Source organism: Tenacibaculum holothuriorum, assembly GCF_002120225.1.
In the GTDB taxonomy this organism is placed as follows: Bacteria; Bacteroidota; Bacteroidia; order Flavobacteriales; family Flavobacteriaceae; genus Polaribacter; species Polaribacter holothuriorum.
In genome coordinates this window covers 133,156-155,176 of record NZ_LAPZ01000002.1, presented here as the reverse complement: position 1 = coordinate 155,176, position 22,021 = coordinate 133,156, and the positions used below count along the sequence as shown (strand labels likewise).

The 22,021-nt window shown below is 31.3% G+C and carries 25 protein-coding genes and 2 tRNA genes; 18 read left to right on the top strand and 9 right to left on the bottom strand.

Features of this window, described 5'->3' with window-relative positions:
• Positions 1-16 precede the first annotated feature (16 nt).
• From WH52_RS03550 to WH52_RS03540, 3 genes are all read left to right on the top strand, one after another.
• Positions 17-87, top strand: a tRNA-Gln gene (locus WH52_RS03550).
• Between the two features lie 91 nt (positions 88-178).
• A tRNA-Gln gene (locus tag WH52_RS03545) sits at positions 179-249 on the top strand.
• A gap of 95 nt (positions 250-344) precedes the next feature.
• Positions 345-821: a DUF4252 domain-containing protein gene (locus WH52_RS03540; protein WP_086029881.1), complete on the top strand. Its 477-nt coding sequence runs from the start codon at positions 345-347 to the stop codon at positions 819-821.
• Positions 822-853: 32 nt separating this feature from the next.
• On the opposite strand, the gene WH52_RS03535 is transcribed toward WH52_RS03540, so the two are convergent.
• Positions 854-1,201 carry an arsenate reductase family protein gene (locus tag WH52_RS03535; RefSeq protein ID WP_086029559.1) on the bottom strand — a complete coding sequence of 116 codons (348 nt, stop codon included), beginning with the start codon at positions 1,199-1,201 and terminating at the stop codon, positions 854-856.
• Positions 1,202-1,243: 42 nt separating this feature from the next.
• Between WH52_RS03535 and WH52_RS03530 the strand changes: the two genes are divergently transcribed.
• From WH52_RS03530 to WH52_RS03520, 3 genes are all read left to right on the top strand, one after another.
• Entirely contained in the window at positions 1,244-1,699 is a 456-nt protein-coding gene (locus tag WH52_RS03530) for a DinB family protein (protein WP_086029558.1), read from the top strand.
• Between the two features lie 76 nt (positions 1,700-1,775).
• Entirely contained in the window at positions 1,776-2,276 is a 501-nt protein-coding gene (locus tag WH52_RS03525) for a hypothetical protein (RefSeq protein WP_158091351.1), read from the top strand.
• A gap of 30 nt (positions 2,277-2,306) precedes the next feature.
• A complete protein-coding gene (locus WH52_RS03520; protein WP_086029556.1) occupies positions 2,307-3,455 on the top strand; it encodes a cystathionine gamma-synthase in 1,149 nt (382 codons plus the stop codon).
• Positions 3,456-3,538: 83 nt separating this feature from the next.
• Here the strand turns inward: WH52_RS03520 and WH52_RS03515 are convergent, their stop codons facing one another.
• Both WH52_RS03515 and fbp read right to left on the bottom strand, forming a co-directional pair.
• A complete protein-coding gene (locus tag WH52_RS03515) occupies positions 3,539-4,147 on the bottom strand; it encodes a superoxide dismutase (RefSeq protein WP_086029555.1) in 609 nt (202 codons plus the stop codon).
• Between the two features lie 119 nt (positions 4,148-4,266).
• A complete protein-coding gene (fbp, locus tag WH52_RS03510) occupies positions 4,267-5,304 on the bottom strand; it encodes a class 1 fructose-bisphosphatase (RefSeq protein ID WP_086029554.1) in 1,038 nt (345 codons plus the stop codon).
• Positions 5,305-5,462: 158 nt separating this feature from the next.
• Here fbp and WH52_RS03505 point away from each other — a divergent pair, with 158 nt between their 5' ends.
• From WH52_RS03505 to WH52_RS14855, 4 genes are read left to right on the top strand one after another with little or no spacing between them, the layout of a single operon-like run.
• A complete protein-coding gene (locus WH52_RS03505; protein WP_086029553.1) occupies positions 5,463-5,945 on the top strand; it encodes a GNAT family N-acetyltransferase in 483 nt (160 codons plus the stop codon).
• Positions 5,932-7,191, top strand: a complete 1,260-nt coding sequence (locus tag WH52_RS03500; protein ID WP_086029552.1) for an aspartate kinase — start codon at positions 5,932-5,934, stop codon at positions 7,189-7,191. The genes WH52_RS03505 and WH52_RS03500 overlap by 14 nt, the downstream gene beginning before the upstream one ends.
• A 47-nt stretch (positions 7,192-7,238) precedes the next feature.
• A complete protein-coding gene (locus WH52_RS03495) occupies positions 7,239-9,047 on the top strand; it encodes a GNAT family N-acyltransferase (RefSeq protein WP_086029551.1) in 1,809 nt (602 codons plus the stop codon).
• 12 nt (positions 9,048-9,059) lie between these two features.
• Entirely contained in the window at positions 9,060-9,236 is a 177-nt protein-coding gene (locus WH52_RS14855) for a hypothetical protein (RefSeq protein WP_158091350.1), read from the top strand.
• A 73-nt stretch (positions 9,237-9,309) separates the two neighbouring features.
• Here WH52_RS14855 and rseP read toward each other — a convergent pair whose 3' ends face one another.
• A complete protein-coding gene (gene rseP, locus WH52_RS03490; protein WP_086029550.1) occupies positions 9,310-10,656 on the bottom strand; it encodes an RIP metalloprotease RseP in 1,347 nt (448 codons plus the stop codon).
• A gap of 159 nt (positions 10,657-10,815) precedes the next feature.
• On the opposite strand from rseP, the gene WH52_RS03485 reads away from it, so the two are divergent.
• A complete protein-coding gene (locus WH52_RS03485; protein ID WP_086029549.1) occupies positions 10,816-11,493 on the top strand; it encodes an SCO family protein in 678 nt (225 codons plus the stop codon).
• A 1-nt stretch (position 11,494) separates the two neighbouring features.
• On the opposite strand, the gene WH52_RS03480 is transcribed toward WH52_RS03485, so the two are convergent.
• Both WH52_RS03480 and WH52_RS03475 read right to left on the bottom strand, forming a co-directional pair.
• A complete protein-coding gene (locus WH52_RS03480) occupies positions 11,495-11,839 on the bottom strand; it encodes an SdpI family protein (RefSeq protein ID WP_086029548.1) in 345 nt (114 codons plus the stop codon).
• Between the two features lie 2 nt (positions 11,840-11,841).
• The gene (locus tag WH52_RS03475; protein WP_086029547.1) at positions 11,842-13,179 is read right to left on the bottom strand and encodes a serine hydrolase domain-containing protein; all 1,338 of its coding nucleotides are present in this window, start codon (positions 13,177-13,179) and stop codon (positions 11,842-11,844) included.
• A gap of 137 nt (positions 13,180-13,316) precedes the next feature.
• On the opposite strand from WH52_RS03475, the gene WH52_RS03470 reads away from it, so the two are divergent.
• The 3 genes from WH52_RS03470 to WH52_RS03460 all read left to right on the top strand — a co-directional run bounded on the left by WH52_RS03470 (position 13,317) and on the right by WH52_RS03460 (position 16,465).
• The gene (locus tag WH52_RS03470; RefSeq protein ID WP_086029546.1) at positions 13,317-14,528 is read left to right on the top strand and encodes an aminotransferase class V-fold PLP-dependent enzyme; all 1,212 of its coding nucleotides are present in this window, start codon (positions 13,317-13,319) and stop codon (positions 14,526-14,528) included.
• Positions 14,529-14,921: 393 nt separating this feature from the next.
• Positions 14,922-15,971: a zinc metalloprotease gene (locus WH52_RS03465; protein ID WP_086029880.1), complete on the top strand. Its 1,050-nt coding sequence runs from the start codon at positions 14,922-14,924 to the stop codon at positions 15,969-15,971.
• Between the two features lie 65 nt (positions 15,972-16,036).
• The gene (locus WH52_RS03460) at positions 16,037-16,465 is read left to right on the top strand and encodes a hypothetical protein (protein ID WP_086029545.1); all 429 of its coding nucleotides are present in this window, start codon (positions 16,037-16,039) and stop codon (positions 16,463-16,465) included.
• Here the strand turns inward: WH52_RS03460 and WH52_RS03455 are convergent.
• Entirely contained in the window at positions 16,462-17,097 is a 636-nt protein-coding gene (locus WH52_RS03455) for a hypothetical protein (protein ID WP_086029544.1), read from the bottom strand. The genes WH52_RS03460 and WH52_RS03455 overlap by 4 nt on opposite strands.
• Before the next feature lie 181 nt (positions 17,098-17,278).
• Between WH52_RS03455 and WH52_RS03450 the strand changes: the two genes are divergently transcribed.
• The 4 genes from WH52_RS03450 (at position 17,279) to WH52_RS03435 (ending at position 20,502) form a co-directional block, all read left to right on the top strand.
• Positions 17,279-18,244, top strand: a complete 966-nt coding sequence (locus WH52_RS03450) for an NAD-dependent epimerase/dehydratase family protein (protein WP_086029543.1) — start codon at positions 17,279-17,281, stop codon at positions 18,242-18,244.
• A 139-nt stretch (positions 18,245-18,383) separates the two neighbouring features.
• Positions 18,384-18,977 (top strand): thioredoxin family protein, encoded by a 594-nt coding sequence (locus tag WH52_RS03445; RefSeq protein WP_086029542.1) that lies wholly within the window; start codon positions 18,384-18,386, stop codon positions 18,975-18,977.
• Between the two features lie 43 nt (positions 18,978-19,020).
• Positions 19,021-19,500 carry an ABC transporter ATPase gene (locus WH52_RS03440; RefSeq protein ID WP_086029541.1) on the top strand — a complete coding sequence of 160 codons (480 nt, stop codon included), beginning with the start codon at positions 19,021-19,023 and terminating at the stop codon, positions 19,498-19,500.
• 27 nt (positions 19,501-19,527) lie between these two features.
• Complete coding sequence (locus WH52_RS03435) at positions 19,528-20,502, top strand: SprB repeat-containing protein (RefSeq protein ID WP_086029540.1); 975 nt, start codon at positions 19,528-19,530, stop codon at positions 20,500-20,502.
• Position 20,503: 1 nt separating this feature from the next.
• On the opposite strand, the gene truB is transcribed toward WH52_RS03435, so the two are convergent.
• Complete coding sequence (gene truB / locus WH52_RS03430; RefSeq protein WP_086029539.1) at positions 20,504-21,196, bottom strand: tRNA pseudouridine(55) synthase TruB; 693 nt, start codon at positions 21,194-21,196, stop codon at positions 20,504-20,506.
• Positions 21,197-21,224: 28 nt separating this feature from the next.
• The gene (locus WH52_RS03425; protein WP_086029538.1) at positions 21,225-22,019 is read right to left on the bottom strand and encodes an undecaprenyl-diphosphate phosphatase; all 795 of its coding nucleotides are present in this window, start codon (positions 22,017-22,019) and stop codon (positions 21,225-21,227) included.
• Between the last annotated feature and the right edge of the window lie 2 nt (positions 22,020-22,021).

The window sequence follows — 22,021 nt, the reverse complement described above, 5'->3', positions numbered from 1 at the left end:
ACCCGCAATAAGCAATTGGCCTATGGTGTAATGGTAACACACCGGTTTTTGGTACCGATATTCAAGGTTCGAGTCCTTGTAGGCCAACTAAATCCTTACGAACTCGTAAGGATTTTTTTCTAAAAAATGTTTATTGCAGTTTTAAATATAAAAGTTTGTTTTTATATTTGCAGTACACTGTCCCATGGTGTAATGGTAACACACCGGTTTTTGGTGCCGTTATTCTAGGTTCGAGTCCTAGTGGGACAACTTAAAAAGTCTTAGCTATTTTAGTTAAGACTTTTTTGTTTGTAACAAATTTTATTGCTGCTCGTCTTCATGATATAACTAAAACAAACCATATTATGAAACGAATTTTAACAGCATTATTCTGCTTCTTTTTATTAACGATTACTGCTCAAGAAGCAAAGTTCAAACAATTTTATAAGAACCATAAAGATAAATCGGCGTTTTCTATAAACTTATCAAGTTCTTTTGCGGGTTCTTTTTTTGATGAAGAAGATAATGAAGAGATAAAGAATCTTTTGAAAAAATCAAGTGACTTTAAAGTAATGATTTTTGATAATGAAGATAGCTCAGTGTCAAAAGATTTTAATCGCTTTTCAAGAAAAAACAATTTAAAAACGTTGGTAAGAGCCAAAGAAAAAGGAGGAAAAGCTGAAGTTTTATTTATTGAAAAAGCAGGTTATGTAAGAGAAATTGTAGTAAGAGCTAGTGGTAAAAGTGATAAAATGGTTCTATTAGGAATTAAAACCAAGATAACAAAAGATGAGTTAGCTTCTTTGTTAGCCTCAACAAAAGATAAAGTTGCATCTAACTAAATAAAAAAGCAGAAGTTTAACTTCTGCTTTTTTTATACTAATTTACTTTTTAAAGTTTCTACCACTTTTTTACTATTACCAATAAATATTTCGTTATCAACAATAAAAACTGGACGCTTTAAAAAAGTGTATTCATCTAAAATATATTGCTTATAATCTTTGTCAGATAAATTCTGATTTTTCAAATCCATTTCTCTATACAACTTCGCTCTTTTATTAAATAAGCTCTCATAGTCGGTTGTCATCGCTCTCATTTCTTCTAATTGAGCAACAGTGATTGGATTGGTTTTTATTTCTTGCTTTTCAAATCCGTCAAGATTTACCTCTTTTAAAATTCTTCTACAAGTATCGCAGGTTTGTAAAAAATAAACTTTCTTCATCTTTAAATAAGTATCTTTGATTTCGCTAAAATAGTCAGAAAAATGAATACAGAATTTGAGGTTTTAAAAAAATCGAGAGAAATTGTTTTACAAAAGATTGAAGGATTATCGTTAGAGCAATTACATACAATTCCTGAAGGATTTAAAAATAATATTGCATGGAATGTTGCACACTTGGTAGTAACTCAACAATTGTTGCAATATAATCTATCAGGAAATCAATGTTTAGTTCCTGATGATTTAATTGAAAAGTATAGAAAAGGAACTTCGCCTTCTAAAACATTTACTGAAGAAGAATTTGAGGAAGTAAAAGAGTTATTACTAGGATTACCAGATACGTTAAAAGAAGATTTCGAAGCAGGAATCTTTACAGAATACACGCCTTATATGACAAGTATGGGATTCGAATTAACCTCAATAGAACGTGCCATAGCATTCAATAATTTGCATGAAGGAATCCATTTAGGAATTATTATGGCTTTGGTAAAGTTGGTGTAAGAATTAAATGAATATTCTTCTCTCATATGTGCTGATTTTAATAGTTATACTTCTAATATTATTTGGAATTATTTATTTGAGTTTTTGGATTCCTAAGAAATTAGGAAATAGAAAACTGGGAATAATAATCTCAAGAATACTGACTTTAGTTGTAGTTCTTTTGATTTTATCATTTGTGTTTGATGATTATCTATTCTTTAAGTCAGATGTGAAGAAATATCTTTCAGAACATAAAATTGAGCTGAATGATGATTTTAAAATATTACATAATGAAAATGGAGGTGTTAGAGACTACTACCATAAGTTTGAAATAGAAATCTCAGATTTAGATAAAGAAAGGTTAATAGAGCAAATTAAATCGGCAGATAATTTTACAGATACTATTTCTGGTCATTTTTATTTTCCACAAGAAAAGGAGAGATTTATAGGAAAACTGAGTACAATAAACTATGAAAAACCTCGTGAATTTAAAATAGAATATTTTAAACCAAACGGAAAAGGGATAGCTCCAACATATAGAATTATTAGTATTTCTAAATTAGATAATAAGCTAGTATTTGAAGATATTATTGACTAAGTAATACTATACTAATTAGAATAAATTAAAATGAAATTCAATACCAAAACCATACACGGAGGTCAAAAACACGAAGAAGCTACAGGTTCGGTTATGACTCCGATATTTCAAACCTCAACGTATGCACAAACTAGCCCAGGTGTAAATAAAGGATATGAATATTCTCGAGCAGCAAATCCAACACGAACAGCTTTAGAAAATGCATTTGCTTCTTTAGAAAACGGGACTCACGGATTCGCATTTGCTTCAGGTTTAGCAGCTATCGATTGTGTGTTAAGAACATTGAATCCAGGAGACGAGGTTATTGCTGGAGATGATATTTATGGCGGAACTTACAGAATGTTTACAAGACTATTTCAGAAATATGGTTTGAAGTTTCAATATGTAAATATGGATGAAGTTGAAAGTGTAGCCAATGCGGTTTCTGAAAACACCAAATTAATTTGGATAGAAACTCCAACGAATCCGTTAATGAAAATTGCAGATATTGAAGCTATCACTAAAACAGTAAAAAGTATTGATTCTACTATTTTGGTAGCTGTTGATAATACTTTCGCGACTCCGTATTTGCAACTACCGCTAAACTTAGGAGCAGATATAGTAATGCATTCGGCAACCAAATATTTAGGAGGACATTCCGATTTGGTAATGGGTGCTTTAATAGTTAATAATGCAGATTTAGCAAAAGAAATCCATTTTATACAATTTGCAGCAGGAGCAATTGCAGGACCGATGGATTCATTTTTAGCATTAAGAGGTATAAAGACCTTACATGTTCGTATGCAACGTCATTGCGAAAATGGAAAAACTGTGGCTGAATTTTTAGCAAATCATTCTAAAGTAGGAGAAGTATATTATCCAGGTTTTTCATCGCACCCGAATCATGAGATAGCTAAAAAACAAATGAAAGATTTTGGCGGAATGGTTTCTTTCCGATTAAAAGACGAAAGTAAACAAACTGCTTTTTCATTTTTAGAAAACTTACAGGTATTTACGTTGGCAGAATCATTAGGAGGTGTAGAAAGCTTAGTGAGTCATCCTGTTACAATGACACATGCTTCAATTCCTGAAGAAGAACGTTTAAAAATTGGAATTACAGATTCTTTAATCCGTTTAAGTGTGGGGATTGAGGATATAGAGGATCTATTGAAAGATTTAGAACAAGCTTTGTCTGTTTAGAAAAAGGATTTTTAGAGTCAAGAATCAAGACATAAAAAAACCGAAGTAGTTGAACTTCGGTTTTTATTTTTAGAAAGCTAAAATTATTTAGCTTCAGCATATCTTCTTTCAACTTCATTCCAGTTGATTACTTTAAAGAAAGCATCAATATAATCTGGACGACGGTTTTGGTAATTTAAGTAGTAAGCGTGCTCCCAAACATCTAAACCTAAGATTGGAGTTCCTCCACAAGTAACACCTGGCATTAATGGGTTGTCTTGGTTAGGAGTAGAACAAACTTCTACTTTTCCTCCTTTGTGAACACATAACCATGCCCATCCTGAACCAAACTGAGTAGCAGCAGCTTTAGAAAAAGCATCGATAAAAGCTTCTTTCGAACCAAATTCAGCTTCGATAGCGTCTTTTAATTCTCCAGATAAATATCCTCTATCTTCTGGGTTCATAACTGTCCAGAATAAAGAGTGGTTGTAAAATCCACCTCCATTATTACGAACAGCTCCATTGCTCATGTCTAAGTTTGTTAAAATATCTTCGATAGATTTTCCTTCTAAATCTGTTCCTTCGATAGCAGCGTTTAACTTAGTTGTATATCCGTTGTGGTGCTTGCTATGGTGAATTTCCATAGTTCTAGCATCTATATGTGGTTCTAATGCGTCGTAAGCATATCCTAATTCTGGTAACTTAAAAGCCATAATTATTTGATTTTTATGTGATTAATTTTTCAATTTTTGCACTGTAAATTTACCATAAAAAAATAAGGCAAACAACCGTTTGCCTTATTCAAAATTTATTTTGGTATAAATAAATGTTATTATTGATATTTTGGTTTTTCGTCTAAAGAATATTCACTCATAAATTCTTCAGCTTTTTCAACCATTTGTTTACTTCCGCAGAAAAACGGAACACGTTGATGTAACTCGGTTGGTTTAATGTCCATGATTCTAGTAAATCCGTCAGTAGCCTTACCACCTGCCTGCTCACATATAAATGCCATAGGATTACATTCGTATAATAAACGTAACTTTCCGTTAGGTGTAATTTCAGTTGCAGGATAAATATAAATCCCTCCTTTAATCATATTCCTATGGAAGTCTGAAACCAATGAACCGATATAACGAGCTGTGTATGGACGATTATCTTTTTTGTTTAATTCTTTACAATACACTAAGTAGCGCTTCATTCCTTCTTGAAAATGTGTAAAATATCCTTCGCTAACTGAGTAAATTTTTCCAATTTCTGGATAGGTCATATTAGGATGCGAAAGGTAGAAAGTTCCGATTGCAGGATTTAATGTGAATCCGTTTACGCCTTTACCAGTTGTAAAAACTAACATTGTCGAAGTTCCGTAAACTACATAACCAGCAGCTACTTGCTCACTTCCTTTTTGTAAGAAATCTTCTTTTGTAACTGGAGTTCCTTCAGGAGAAATTCTTCTGTAAATAGAGAAAATAGTCCCTACAGAAACATTAACATCAATGTTAGACGAACCATCTAAAGGATCCATTAATAAAACATACTTATTATCGTTTGTTTTGTTTTTTCCTTCAACAATTACAAAATCGTCTTCTTCTTCACTTGCAATACCACAAACAATTTCTCTGTTTATTAAGGTTTGTTTAAATAAATCGTTGGCTAAAACATCTAACTTTTGTTGTGCTTCTCCTTGTGCATTAATATCACCTGCAGCACCAGTTATATCTACCAATCCAGCTTTTCTAATTTCGTGGTTTACCACTTTAGCAGCTAAACGAATAGAGTTAATTAAGCGCGATAATTCACCCGAAGAGTATTTAAAATGTTTTTGATTATCAATAATAAACTCACCAAGAGTCATATGTTTATTGTTCATGATATAGCGTGTTGTTTTATTTGCAAATATGCCAACTTTTTTATGTAACTACAACGATTTCGATAAATTAAAATTTTAACAATTTGAATTGATGTGTTTTAATTTTTCATTTGCTTTTCTTGAGTAATATAAAAAGTATCTTTGCTAAAAAAAAGTAAATGAGTTTTATAATTAGACCTGGTGAAGCTAAAGATGCAGCAGCAATTCATAATTTAATTGTTGAATTAGCAGTGTTTGAAAAAGAACCTGAAGCTGTTGAGGTTACTGTTGAAGATTTGTTGCAAGACGGATTTTTTAACCAGCCTAAATTTAAAACGTTTGTTGCTGAAGAAAATGGAATTGTAATTGGAATGGCACTTTTTTATGAGCGTTATTCTACTTGGAAAGGAAAAGCAATCCATTTAGAAGATTTAATGGTTACCCAAACCAAAAGAGGAATTGGAGCAGGAAAAGCATTGTATACAAGTGTATTAAAATACGCGTATGATAACAATTGCAAACGTGTAGCTTGGGAAGTGTTAGATTGGAATACAGGAGCAGTTAACTTTTATAAAAGTACAGGTGCAACTGTATACGATGAATGGAGAGTATGCCATATGAACGAACAAAATTTAAAAAACTTTATCAATGAGAATTTTTAAGTTTGGAGGAGCTTCGGTAAAAAATCCGGAAGCAGTAAAAAATGTAGCAAGAGTTTTACAACATGAAGGAACAGAAAATACCTTGGTGGTAATTTCTGCAATGGGAAAAATGACGAATGCTTTTGAGAAAATTGTTGATGCATATTGTAACGATAAAAACAAGTTAAAAGAAGCTTTAGGTTTTGTGCAAGAGTTTCATAGTAATATGTTGGATGGGTTATTTCAAACTGACCATGAAATTTACAATAAAGTAAACCTTTTATTTGGTGAGTTAAGTGGGTTCATGGCACAAAATAAAGAACCAAACTACAACTATATATACGATCAAATAGTAAGTTATGGAGAATTATTGTCAACCACTATTGTAAGTGCTTACCTACAAGAAATTAACATCAATAATGTTTGGTTAGATGTTAGAGATTGCATTAAAACTGATGCGAATTATAGAGATGCTAAAATAAATTGGAGTTTAACAGAGGAAAATATCCAACAAAAAGTTGATACAACAACCTTAAATATTACTCAAGGTTTTTTAGGAGGAAATGGAAATGTAACCACAACATTAGGAAGAGAAGGTTCTGATTATACCGCTGGTATTTTTGCATATTGCTTAAATGCTAAAAGTGTTACGATTTGGAAAGATGTAGATGGAGTTTTAAATGCAGATCCTAGAGTTTTTTATGAGACAGAATTATTGAAAAAAATATCATATACCGAAGCTATCGAAATGGCTTTTTATGGCGCTTCTGTAATACACCCAAAAACTTTGCAACCTTTAGAACAAAAGAGAATTCCGTTATATGTGCGTTCATTTGACGATTTAAATAAACAAGGAACTTGCGTTAGTAAAGGAGTTGGAATAGAACCTAATATACCTTGTTTTATTGTAAAGAAAAATCAGATTTTAGTATCCGTAGCAGCTAAAGATTTTTCGTTTATGGTTGAAAACAATATCAGTCATGTATTTAGTAAACTTCATGAGTACAAGTTAAAGGTTAATTTAATTCAGAATTCAGCCATTAGTTTTTCGGTTTGTATAGAAGATAAATATGAAAATTTTCAACGTTTTTGTAATGATTTACAAACAACATTTAATTTACAAACGTACCATAATGTTACGTTGTTTACAATTCGTCATTTTGATAATGAATCCTTAGAAAGTATCGAAAGAAAAGGAAAATCAATTATCCGACAAATAAATACAGAAACAGCCCAGTTTGTCATACAAGAAAACGTGCAGGGCTAATAAATTTCTGTTATATTTGCAGTTACGCCTAACCACTATTTTTATTTATGGGATTAGTAACACCGAAGGAAGTTGCAAAAGCAATTGGAACCGATAAACTTGGAGTATTTGGAACATTTTCAGGTTGGTTGTTAATGAAGATTTTGCGAATTTCTACTGCAAATAAAGTTTACAATAAACACAAGCATAAAAAAGATTTACCTTTTTTAAATGGTCTTTTGGAGGAGTTTCAAATAGATTTTGAAATCCCTGAAGAAGATTTAAAACGTATTCCAAAAGACGGTCCTTTTATCACGATTTCAAACCATCCTTTAGGCGGTATTGATGGTATTTTACTATTGAAGTTGTTGGTAGAACATAGAGCAGACTATAAGATTATAGCGAATTTTTTATTGCACAGAATAGAGCCATTAAAGCCTTATGTGATGCCTGTGAATCCTTTTGAAAATCACAAGGATGCAAAATCGAGTGTTGCTGGGATTAAAAACGCATTGTTGCATTTAAGAGAAGGGAAACCCTTAGGTATTTTTCCAGCAGGAGAAGTTTCTACATACAGAGATGGAAAGTTAATGGTTGATAAAGAATGGGAAGAAGGAGCTGTTCGTTTGATTAAGAAAGCAAAAGTGCCAGTTATTCCTATTTATTTCCATGCAAAAAATAGTAGACTGTTTTACTTTTTATCTAAAATAAGTGACACTTTACGTACAGCTAAATTACCTTCAGAATTGTTGTCTCAAAAAAGTAGAACTATTAAAGTAAGAATAGGTAAACCTATATCCGTTAAAGACCAAGATGCGTATCCTGAAATTCCAGATTTCTATCAGTTTTTACGTAAGAAAACCTATATGTTGGCAAATCCTTTTGAGAAAACACCTCAAAAGATTTTATCAACACAAAATCTAAAAATCCCTAAAAAAGCTAAAAAAATCACTTCTCAAAAACCTGTAGATCTTTTTGTTAAAGAAGTAGATGAGTTAAGAGATCAAGGGAAGAGATTATTAGAAAGTAAAAACTATGAAGTGTTTTTTGCTAATGCTAAAGAAATACCAAATCTTTTACATGAAATAGGAAGGTTACGTGAAGTTACCTTTAGAGATGTTGGTGAAGGAACAAATAAGTCTATCGATTTAGATAAGTTCGATAAGTATTATCACCATTTATTTTTGTGGGATAACGTGCAAAATGAGTTGGTTGGAGCATACAGAATGGGACTTGGAAAAGACATTTATAAAAAATATGGGATAAACGGATTTTACATTCACACACTGTTTAGAATTGAGCCTGAGTTATATTCAATGATGCAAAGTACTATTGAGTTAGGTAGAGCTTTTATTTCTAAAAATTACCAACAAAAACCAATGCCGTTATTTTTACTTTGGAAAGGTATTGTACATGTAACGCTTCGTTATCCTAAGTACAAATATTTAATGGGTGGTGTGAGTATTAGTAATCAATTTTCTGAATTCTCAAAATCGTTAATGATTGAGTTTATGAAATCTCACTATTACGATCCGTATGTGGCGCAATATATCCATCCAAAAAAGGAATTTAAGGTAAGTCTTAAAGATGCCGATAAAGATTTTGTTTTTGATGCTACGGAAGCAGATATGCAAAAGTTCGATAAGATTATTGATGAAATAGAACCTGGAGCATTACGTATTCCTGTGCTTATTAAGAAGTACGTAAAACAAAATGCGCGTTTAGTAGCTTTTAATGTAGATCCTAAGTTTAATAATGCTGTAGACGGATTAATGTATATTAAAGTTGCTGATATTCCTGAGAGTACCGTAAAACCTGTAATGGAAGAATTTCAAGCAGAATTAGAAAGAAAAGCTGCTGAGGCTAACAACAAATAATAGATGTTTGTTATGAGTAAATCGCTTGAATACTTAATTATCGGTTTAGGTTTAGCATCTGTTTTATTTGCTCTTTATGGAGTTGTAATAAGGGAAGGAGAGTTTTTAGATGCTTTAAGCGGAATTGTTATTGGAGCTTCTTTAGTAGGAACGGTAATAATTAATAGAAATCAAAAGAAAGAAGAATAGCGCTTTAACTATTATATAAAATAAAAAACCACTAGTAATTACTAGTGGTTTTTTATTTTGAGTTTATGCTTTATTATTTAAACAGCCTAAATATATCGTTACCGTTGGCAAATAATAATAAGGTTAATAATAATACAAAACCAACAACTTGTGCGTACTCTAGAAACTTATCACTAGGTTTTTTTCCAGTAATCATTTCCCAAAGAGTAAACATAACATGTCCACCATCTAAAGCAGGAATTGGTAATAAGTTCATAAACCCTAACATGATTGATAAGAAAGCAGTAATATTCCAAAAGCTTTCTGCGCTCCATTCAGATGGGAAAATGCTACCTATAGAAATAAAACCACCTAAACCTTTATAAGCTCCTGTGCTTGGGTTAATAATTTTTTTTATTTGTTTTACGTAGTTAGTTAAGGTATTCCACGCTTTTTTTGTTCCAGCAGGAATCGCTTGCCTTAAGGTATAAGACTTTTCAGCTAATTGATAATACCCTAATTTTTCTAAATCTTTACTTCCTAAAGTTCCAAAAACAACACCTAATTTACCTTCGTTAGTAATAGTAGCAGGAATTTTTAAAACTTCATCATTACGATTTACGGTAAGTGTTACGTTTTGATTTTTGAATAAAGCTAGTTTTTGTTCAGCTTCATCATAATATTTTATAGGAGTATCATTAACAGCAGTAATAATATCCTTCTTTTGTAATCCTGAATTTACATTAGGAGAATCTTTAGAAACTGCACTAATTGCAAACGGAAATCTTGGATATAAGAAAGAACCAGCCTCTTTACCACGATCTACTAATTTTGAGATAAAGTCAGTAGGAATCTTTTTAGTAATTACTTCACCATTTCTTTCAATAGTATATTCGTTACCATTAATAAAAGAAATAGGTAATTCTCTAAACATTCTAATTTTTTCACCATCAATAGTTAAGATTTTATCTCCAGTTTCTAAACCTAAATCTACCGCTAATTGATCTTGAACCCAAACACCATCTTTTACGTTGTCGTTTGGTAAAAATCGCTCTCCGTACGCCCACATTAGGCAGATGTAAATTAAAATACCTAACACAAAGTTTACAAAAACACCACCTAACATAATAATTAAACGTTGCCATGCGGGTTTAGAACGAAATTCCCATGGTTTAGGTTCTTCTTTCATTTGCTCAGTATCCATACTTTCGTCTATCATACCTGCAATTTTTACGTAACCTCCTAATGGAATCCAACCAATACCGTAAACAGTTTCGCCAATTTTCTTTTTAAATAATGAAAATTTATAATCAAAGAAAAGGTAAAATTTTTCAACTTTAGTTTTAAAAAGTTTAGCAGGAATAAAATGTCCTAACTCATGTAGCACTATTAAAAGCGATAAGCTTAAAATAAATTGAGATGCTTTTATTAAAATTTCCATAAAAGGGTTTTGTCTAAAATTTAAAATCTGACAAATGTACGTTTTTAATAAGAGTTCTAAAAGTATTGATTTACGTAGAGTACGGGATTTAACAAAGTTTTTACGTACTACTTTTAATTAGCATTTTTTTCATCGTATTTTTGCAAAAAATATCACGAGATGGATCTTAAATTCTTCAAAAAATCAAAAAGTACGCTTATATTTCTATTAGTGTTTTCTGCTATTGGAATTCCTGTTTTTTATCATTTATTGAAGGTTGAAGATAGATTACCTATTTATAATCCTGCTGATATTAATCCGAAGTTGGTAGATGAGTCTGTAAGAAACCAAAAGAAGCATCATAGAGTAGGAAGTTTTGAATTGATTAATCAAAACGGAGAGGTAATTACGAATGCTAATTACAAAGACAAAATTTATATAGCCGATTTCTTTTTTACTCGCTGCCAGAGTATTTGTATTCCTATGGCGTATAATATGGGAGAATTACAAGAACACTATAAGAATGACGATGATATTATGTTTTTATCACATTCAGTAACTCCAGTAATGGATAGTGTTCCTCAATTACGAAAATATGCAGATGCTAAAGGAGTAATTGATGGAAAATGGAACGTTACTACGGGTGCAAAAAAGCATATTTACAGTTTAGCACGTAAACAATATTTTGCTGTCTTAGATGAAGGTGATGGTGGTGAAAACGATTGGGTACATACCGAAAACTTTATTTTAATTGATAAAGAAGGTCGTATTAGAGGTATGTACGACGGAACAAAAAAAGAAAATATGCAAAAAATTATTGATGATATTACGCTATTGAAAGAAGAATATGTAAAGTAGTTTACTTTTTTCTCTTCCCTTCTTTATCAAAATTTTTAGTCAATTCTTGTTCAGTTTTTATAACACTTACAGCTAAAGATAATAGCATAATAGCCATAGGTTGCCAGCTTATACTTTTATTAAATACCACTAATAGTAAAGCTGCGACAAAAGAAAATCCTGCATATTTTAATAACTCTTTGGTGAAAAATGTATTCGCAAAATTCCAAATAGTTTCATTTAGCATTGTTCTATTGGTGCGATAACCATAAAGAGAATTTATTTTCTTTGGCGGAAAAAAATAGAATACGATACTCAATAAAAATAATAAACCATTTATAGATAAAACGTAGTAATACGGATTCATGCTTAGTGTTTAACAGCTGCTGTAATTTCTTTTAAAAATGTATTCATATCGGCATTTTTTGTAAGCCCCATACGAACAACAACTAGATTTTCGTCAGGCAAAATAAATACATTTTGACCTTGATACCCATTAAAAGAGAACATTTTTTTAGAAACATCAGGATAACGATTACCTGTATTCAACCAAATTTGTGCACCGTAACCACCATCTTTTTTAGTGTTAGATGTTGGAGTTGGAGTAGTGGCATAAGTAACCCAATCTTTATCGAATAAGTTTTCTCCGTTCCACTCACCATTGTGTAAGTATAATAAACCAAGTTTAGCCCAATCTCTTGGAGTTGCCCAAGCATATGAAGAACCAACATAGTTTCCACTCATATCGGTTTCAATAGTCATAGAGTTCATTCCAATTTTATCAATTAAAGAACTGTACCAAAAATCAAGATATTCTTGATGAGTATCAAACTGCTTTCGTAAAATACCCGAAAGTACATTTGTTACTCCCGATGAATAATTGAAAGATTCATTAGGTTTCGAAATAAGCGGTTTTTTAACTTGCGTTGTAGTCATGTTTTTGTCCAAAAACAACATTCTAGTAGCATCAGAAATGGTATTGTAATCTTCTAACCATTCTAAACCACAATTCATTTGTAATAAATTATGAATAGTTATGTTTTTACGTTCATCGTTTTGCCATTCTTCAATAGGTGCTTTTGCATGAACATCTATTTTTCCTTTACATTGTAAAATTCCAAACAAAGTACTAGTAATACTCTTAGTCATAGACCAACCTAAAAGCTTTGAGTTTTTGTTAATTCCTTGTCCGTAATGTTCAGCAATAATTTGATCTTTGTACAAAACAACTACAGCTCTGGTTTTGTTTACATCGTTAAAGATTGATTTAACAGTTTGGTTTAACTTGTCATAATCTACATTAGAAAATACAGTGTCTTTTTGAGGTGCATTTCCATAAGGATACGGAGTTGTGTTATTAGGAATAGTTCTCTTAGGAACTAATAACTTTTGATTAACATCATAATCATCATTAATTAAAACCGCTCCAAGCTCTTTTCTATAAACTGCTTTTCGAGTTAATAAACCAAAAGCAGAACCTGTAGCGTATTTTTTTTCTTTATTAATTTCATCAGTAGTTAAATTAATAGGAGAGAAGTTATTGTCGTTTTCATCAGTAAATTCCAAACTTCTATCTGCTAAAAATACCGAAGAGGCTGTGTTTTTTGCAGAATACCCAGCAAGAATATTAAGTTTCGGGTAATTGTAAATAAATGCAGCAATTAGTAGTACTAAAACTAAAAGGAGGGACTTTTTTAAAATTTTCATTCTTTATTTTTTAACAAATGTAATTATTTAAAAGTTAACATAATGATAAGACTATTAGCTAAGTAGGATTTATCTCTTGGTTTGATTGTTGGTTTAGTTAACAAGCAGTACCTTTGTTTAAAATTTTGAATATTTATATGTTTTCTATAGATAAAATTCGTGCTGATTTTCCGATTTTAAACAGAAAAGTTCACGGAAAGCAATTAGTGTATTTAGATAATGGAGCAACTTCTCAAACTCCTCAAATAGTTATTGATGCAATTGTAGATTATTACTCGAACTACAATGCAAATATTCATAGAGGTGTGCATACATTAAGTCAAGAAGCGACTGATAAATATGAAGAAGCACGTATTAAAATTCAAAAACATTTTAATGCAAAGAAATCATACGAAATCATTTTAACTTCAGGAACAACGCACAGTATTAATATTGTGGCGTCTGGTTTTTCTGCTTTGTTAAATGAAGGAGATGAGGTAATTGTTTCTGCTTTAGAACATCACTCTAATATTGTGCCTTGGCAAATGTTATGTGAAAAGACAGGAGCAGTTTTACGTGTAATTCCGATGGATGAAGACGGAAGTTTACGAATGGATATTTACCATGAGCTACTAAACGGAAAAACTAAATTGGTTTTCTGTAATCATGTTTCAAATGCTTTAGGAACTATAAATCCTATTGAAGAAATTATTCATGCAGCTCATAAATTCGGTGCTTATGTTTTAATTGATGGAGCGCAGTCTTGTCCACATATAAAACCAGATGTACAAGAGTTAGATGTAGATTTTTATGTAGCGTCTGCTCATAAAATGTGTGGTCCTACTGGTGTTGGAATGTTGTATGGTAAAGAAGAATTGTTGAAGCTGTTGCCACCATATCAAGGAGGAGGAGAAATGATAGAAACCGTAACTTTTGAACAAACTACTTATGCAGGTTTACCACATAAGTTTGAAGCTGGTACACCAAATATTTGCGGAGGTATAGCTTTTGGTGTTGCTATAGATTATATGAATAACATTGGTTTCAATGCAATTGCGATGCAAGAGAACGAATTGCTAGCTTATGCAACTGAAGAGTTACAAAAAGTTGACGGATTAAGAATTTATGGAACTTCTAATAAAACATCGGTTATTTCTTTTAATTTAGAAGGAATACATCCTTACGATGTTGGAGCAATTTTAGATAAGTTAGGTGTAGCAGTAAGAACAGGACATCATTGCGCACAACCTATAATGGATTATTATAAAATACCCGGTACAGTACGAGCGTCTTTCTCTTTTTATAATACTAAAGAAGAAGTTGATTTATTAGTAGCTGCAGTTACGAAAGCTCAAATGATGTTGAGTTAATTACAAAATAAACTTAATTATAAATAAAAATCTCAATCATTATATGGTTGAGATTTTTGTTGTTTTAAAATTAACAAAAACTTAAATAATGTTTAATTTTTATGTGAAACGGATAATTATTTGATGTTTTTTTGGGTGTTGTGTTAAAACTTTAACATTTTGTTCTTTTGTACTAATATTAATTCCGTAGTGATTTTTAGAGGCTTTCCTATTGAATGACTAGGGTGTTTAAAAATATTTGGTGTTTAAAAATAAAAAGCAAATATTTGAAATCGTTAAAAAAACCCTTCCGTTATTGTTGTATTACTATTTTTAAAGTAGTTTTATTACGATATTGTTTACAAAATGGTTTTTCTACAAAATAATTATTTTACAAAATTTAATTTTTTAACAATGAAAAAATCTTTACTAACACTAGCAGTAGCTGCTTCAATGCTAATTGGTTGTCAGCAGAATTCAAAAGATGATGCCTTAGCAGCTCAAGAAACGATTGATATGAGTGACTTTTATGTTCATACAGACGAAGATCATTCAAGAGGTGGAGCTGGTGAAAAATGCCAATCTATGAGAGTATTAAATCAGCAATTAAAAGACAATCCTGGTTTATATAAGAAAATGTATGATATTGAATATGCTACTCGTCAATTTGCAGCAAAAAAAGGAAAAGGAAATGGAAATGGAGGAAACAATGGTGGCGACGGTGGAGATAACGGTGGTGGAACTACCGATAATTTAGGAGTTATTAATATTCCTGTATATGTTCACGTTGTGTATAGTAATTCTCAACAAAATATTAGCGATGCTCAAATTGCTTCTCAAATGAAAGTTTTAAACGATGATTTTAGAAAACAAAATTCTGATGCAAGTAATACTCCATCTGAATTTGCTGGTAGAGCAGCTGATTCTGAAATTACATTCACTTTAGCAGGAACATTTAGGCATTCTAATTCAAGAGCAGAATGGGGAACTAATAACGCTGTAAAGCAAGCGTATCCTCCAGTAACTCCACAAACTCACTTAAATATTTGGGTAGCTAATATTGGAGGAGGAATTTTAGGATATGCTCAATTCCCAGGAGGTGCTTTATCTACTGATGGTGTTGTGTGTGCTCCACAATATTTTGGAACAACTGGTTATGTAGAGGCTCCATTTAACGGAGGTCGTACTATGACTCATGAGGTAGGTCACTACTTAAACTTACGTCATATTTGGGGAGACGGAAGATGTCGTCAAGACGATTTCGTAGCAGACACTCCTTCTTCAGATGCTCCAAACTATGGATGTCCTTCTTACCCAACAGTTAACTGTCGTTCAAATGATATGACTATGAACTATATGGATTATACTAACGATGCTTGTATGTCTATGTTCTCTGAAGGTCAGAAAACAAGAATGAGAGCTATCTTCCAAACAGGAGGTGCTAGAGCTTCAATGATTAACTAAAATCAAATTTTATAAGTATATTTAGGCGTTAAGGTATTTCTTTAACGCCTTTTTATTTTAGTATTATGAGAAAATATTTAACTATAATCATATTGATTTTTACTACGGTGTTTAGTAGCTGTTCGGCTCAACAACAAGTATCATCGATAAAAGAAATTGTTTATAAAGCGCACACAAGAGGGAGTAGTAAAGAAATTCTAGTAAAAGATAATGTGATTTATACATCTGTAAATTCAAAGAAGAAAGAGATCAGATTAACTGATAAACAAAAACAGTATTTGTTAAGTATGTTAAAGGAGGTGAATCTGGTTACTATGAAAGATTTACAGGCTCCAAGTAATAAAAGAAATACAGATGGTGCTTTACACGCAGAGATACAAGTAAAGAAAAATAACGATGTATATACATCTTGTACTTTTGATGATGGAAATCCGCCAAAAGAACTTAAAGCACTTGTAGATGAAATTTTTAAGTTGTCTAAACTTAAAAATTAAGGGATATTCATTTCTTTTAGTTCAAGTTTAGAGTCTTTCTGTAACTGTTTGGTATCTTTTAAAGCAGATGGATTTACAGTTTTTCTCTTTCTAGGTTTGGTGGAATCTAACTGAAAAAAGTTATCAAGATTTATAGTTTTATCAAATTCTTTTTTAGCATAAACGGCATTTACCTTGTCATTAATACTACTATAAATTAAATTTACTTTAGCAACTTGTTCGTTAATTTGTTTTGCAGAAATAACTCCGATATAACTCATGTCTGCTAAACGTAAAACTTCATTGTTAAATACGTTTAGTCGAGCTCTAAAAGCTCTAGTTTTTAAATCGTTAACTCTAATGGTGTCTTTAAACTTTTTGGTAATGTCTTTAAGTTCTAAAACATTACTTAAAGCTTTGCTAGGAGAAATTTTTTCATATCTTTTTATAAAGTCAACCAATTGATGATATTCTTTCCATTTTTTCATTTCCTTTTCAGAAATAGAAGAAAGTTTAGAAGGTACAGTATATTGTTTAGTAACATTCATGTCAGATCTATCTGCAACTACAGTCTCTTTCTTTTTATCATTGTTGTCACCACAAGAAATCAATAACAGAACAAGTAAAATATATCCTAAAAAATGCTTTAACATACTGTAAAAATTAACGGGGTAAAATTACACTTTTTAATTCGTAAGTTTTTAATAAAAAGTTAAACCTTAATTTTCAATGGATTGAAGTGTGATAATTATGTATAGTTAAATTTTGATAAAACATTTTTACGAAAAATGAAATTTAATACTTTTGTAAATATAATTTTTTGACATTTTAAAAATGAGTGACACGATTTTAATAATAGGAGCTTGTGGGCAAATAGGTACAGAATTAACACAAAAGTTAAGAACCGTATATGGAGGTAATAATGTAATAGCTTCAGATATTAGAAAAGGCTCAGAAGAGATGTTAAATGAAGGTCCGTTTGAAATTTTAGATGCAACCGATAAAGAAGGGATTTTAGCTGTTATAAAAAAGTATGAGGTTACTCAGGTATATTTAATGGCGGCAATGTTATCTGCAACAGCAGAAAAGCATCCTCAAAAAGCCTGGGACTTAAATATGACTTCTTTATTAGCTGTTTTAGAACTAGCAAGAGAAAAACATATTCAAAAAATATATTGGCCAAGTTCTATGGCTGCTTTCGGACCTACTTCTCCAAAAATTAATACACCACAACAAACGGTTATGGAACCTTCTACGGTTTATGGTATTAGTAAAATATCTGGAGAGCATTGGTGTAATTATTACCATGCAAAATATGGAGTAGATGTAAGAAGTATTCGTTACCCAGGAATTATTAGTTGGAAAACTTTACCAGGAGGAGGAACTACAGATTATGCGGTAGACATTTATATTGACGCATTACAAAAAGGAACGTACGAATGTTTTTTAAGTGCTAAAACTCGTTTGCCAATGATGTATATGAACGATGCTGTAAATGCAACAATTCAACTAATGCAAGCACCAGAAGAAAGTATTAAAGTAAGAACTTCTTATAATTTAGCAGCAATAAGTTTTACTCCAGAAGAAATTACTGCTGAAATTCAAAAGCACATTCCAGAATTTACTATTTCATACAATCCAGATTTTAGACAAGATATTGCCGATAGCTGGCCTCAAATTATTGATGATACCGCAGCAAGAGATGATTGGAAATGGCAACACGAGTTTGATTTAGAAAGCATGACAACCGAAATGTTAACCAATTTAAGAACAAAAATATCTAAAGAATTAAGCGTGTAAGTACACGCTTTTTTTACGACTATACTTTTGCAAAAGTTTAATGTAACTCGTGTTACATATTAAATTAAGTATTCGATATACTTTTGCAATATGTTGTAAAATGTCATAAGTTTTTATGACTCTTAAAAATATAAGGTAAATGAAAGAGCTTATCAATAAGTCGTTAACAAAAGCAATTAATTATACAGAATATAGAGAGTTGGTAAGTAATTTACTAGCTGAAGGAAAATCTACAGGACCAAACCAATCAGATGCTTTACTTAATTATAGTAAATTAAATGACAAGCGTATGAAGCGTTTGGACAAGACGATTAAATTATCTGAAGAAACCAAATCTTTTGTAGAGAGTGTAGATACACCACAAACATTTTTAGTATTAACAGAAGGTTGGTGTGGTGATGCAGCTCAGAACATTCCTGTTTTAAATAAAATAGCTGAAATCAATAAAAATATTTCTTTAAAATTAGTTTTAAGAGATGAAAACTTACCACTTATGGATGAGTTTTTAACCAACGGAGGTAGATCTATTCCTAAAGTAATTATTCTCGATGAAGAGACAAATGTTGTTGATACTTGGGGACCAAGACCTACTGTTGCAACTAAGATGGTGAAAGACTACAAAGAAGCTAATGGAAGCTTAGATGCTGACTTCAAAAAAGATTTACAAGTTTGGTATAACAAAGACAAAGGAGTAAATGTACAAGAAGATATTGTGGCTATTTTAAAAAAGTAAAAAGTTTTCAATAAGCTAAGATTCATGTGCTTATATTTGCGGCATGTTTACAGCATTTAAAGATTTATCGAGTCAAGCCAAAGTTTGGGTATATCCTTCGAGTAGAAAATTCTATCCGCAAGAAATAGAAGGTTTACAACAAAAAATAGAAGAGTTTATTAACACATGGAAGTTAGAAGACGAAGGTTTTTTAGCTTCTTTTTCGTTGTTATATAACAGGTTTGTTGTCTTTGCTGTTGAAGAAAATTCAGAAATTGTAAATGCTGATATTGACAAAAAAGTAGCTTTTGTTTTACAACTACAGCAAGAATACGATATTGAATTGTTAGACAAAATGAATGTATGTTTTAAGCAAGGAGAACATGTTCAATACAAAGAGTTAAAAGAGTTTAAGAAATTGCTAAAGAATAAATCGGTGTCAGCTAAAACGGTTGTTTTCGATAATCTAATTCAAACTAAAGAAGAATTAGAAAACTATTGGGAAGTACCAATTACCGAAAGTTGGTACAATAGATTCTTATAATTTAAATTATATTAAATATTTTACGCTATGAGAAAAGTATTCATTTTACTTTTTATAATTCTATCTACACAATTAATAGCTCAAAACCTTACTGTTACAATTACAGCTAGTAACGTGACTTGTAATGGAACTTGTGACGGACTAATAACGGTAAATGCTTCAGGAGGTTCTGGAAATTATAATTATGAATTGTTCAATGCTTCTAATGTGTCGGTAGCTACAGCTACATCTAATACTTTTAGTGGGTTATGTGCAGGTGAATTTTATGTTAGAGTAATAGATAGTAATAATACTCAAACCGATTCAAATACTGTAACTATAGTAGAGCCAGCTGCTTTAAATATGACAGTTGAGGTAATAGATTCTGGTACAGTATCAAGTGGAGTCATTATAATGAATGTTACTGGAGGTGTACCACCTTATGTGTATAATTTAACAGGAACGCAATATATTTCGACCAATGTTTTTTCTGATTTAGCTCCTGGAGATTATACAGTTTCTGCACAAGATCAAAATGGATGCTTAGTGCAAAAGAGTAATGTTACCATAGCGCAAACTACTAATGATACATCGGTAGAAAATACAGGAGATGAACTTTCTGCTAAGATAGATGCGGATTCTTATCAATGGATAAATGCAGCAAATCAAACCTCTATTTCTGGTGCAAATCAAAAAACATATAAAGTTACCGAGGTAGGAAAGTATAGAGTAGAAATGGAAAAGAACGGGCAAAGAATTTCTTCAGAAACTTTTGAAGTAACTACTTTAGGGGTAGATAATGTTTCTTTAAAGAGTTTAAAAGTATATCCAAATCCAACTTCTAAATTAATTAAAGTACCTACAGAATTAATTGGAGAAGAATTTACTATAGTGTCTGTTTTAGGAAAACAAGTTTTATCAGGAAAAATAACTCAAGAACAAATAAATATTGAGGATTTATCTAAAGGAATTTTCTTTTTAAAAGTTAAAAAACATAAGGCTTTTAAGTTTGTGAAGAAGTAATTTAATCTTCTTTTAAAGATTCTATAAATCCATCAATACTAACTGCGTTTTCAACCGAAAAATCGCCAATTTTAGTTCTGCGTAAAACACTTAAGTGAGCACCAGAGTTTAAGGCTTTTCCAAAGTCGTTGGCTAGTGAACGAATGTAAGTTCCTTTGCTGCAAACTACTCTAAACTCAAATTTGTTGCCATTGATTTTTGTGATTTCAAATTCTGAAACAGTTACTTTTCTCGACTTGATTTCGGTAGTTTTTCCTTGACGAGCTAATTCATATAATCGCTTTCCGTCTTTCTTTATTGCAGAAAAAATAGGTGGTTTTTGATCTATTTCTCCAATAAATTGAGTTAATGTTTCATTAATCAATTCTGGAGTAATATGATCGGTAGGAAACGTTTCGTTAATTTCAGTTTCTAAATCGTAACTAGGTGTGGTTGAACCCAAGGTGAATTCACCCGTATATTCTTTAATTTGACCTTGATATGTTTCTATACTTTTAGTTTGTTTTCCTGTACAAATAATTAATAAACCTGTAGCTAACGGGTCTAAAGTTCCTGCATGCCCAACTTTAATTTTTTTAATATCAAAGCGCTTTCTAATATGCCAACGAAGCTTATTTACTACTTGGAAAGATGTCCATTCTAAAGGTTTGTCAATCAATAGTACTTGTCCGTTTTTATAATCTTCCGCAGTCATCAATATCAAAGTTTAAAAGAAAAGTAAGTTAGTTTATTAAAGAAAAAGCAATGGCAATTATACCCACTACCGCACAGTAAATAGAAAAATATGATAGTTTACTTTTCTTTACAAGAGCAATCATCCAAGTGCAAGCTAAAAGACCAGAAACGAAAGCGGCAATAAATCCTGCTGAAATAGGAACGATTTCTGAAGAATGAAAGTTAAGATCTCCACTTAAAAGGTCTTTGGCTATTTTACCAAAAATTAATGGAACTACCATTAAAAAAGAAAAACGAGCTGCTTTAGTGCGATCAATTCCTAGTAATACTGAGGTCGATATCGTAGCACCCGATCTTGAAATTCCTGGTAACATAGCAATTGCTTGAGAAATACCAACGATTAAAGCACTACTGAATGATACACTTTTATCGGTGTTTTTTGCTCTGTCTGCTAAAAGAAGTAACAAGGCTGTAACTAATAACATTGCACCAACGAAAAGAATTTTTCCTCCAAAAAACGATTCTAACTGCTCTTCAAACAATAATCCGATAATTACAGCAGGAATCATTGAGAGAATAATTTTTAAAGAGAATTGAGTTTCTTCGTTCCATTTGAATTGAAAGAGTCCTTTGAATATTTCGGTAACTTCTTTTCTGAAAATTACCAAAGTACTTAATGCAGTTGCAAAATGTAAAACAACTGTAAATGTTAAACTTTCTTCTGGTACAGAATTGTCTCCTAAAATAGCTTTGGCTAATTCTAAATGACCACTAGATGAAACAGGTAAAAATTCGGTAAGTCCTTGAATAATTCCAAGGATGATAGCTTCAAAAATATCCATGC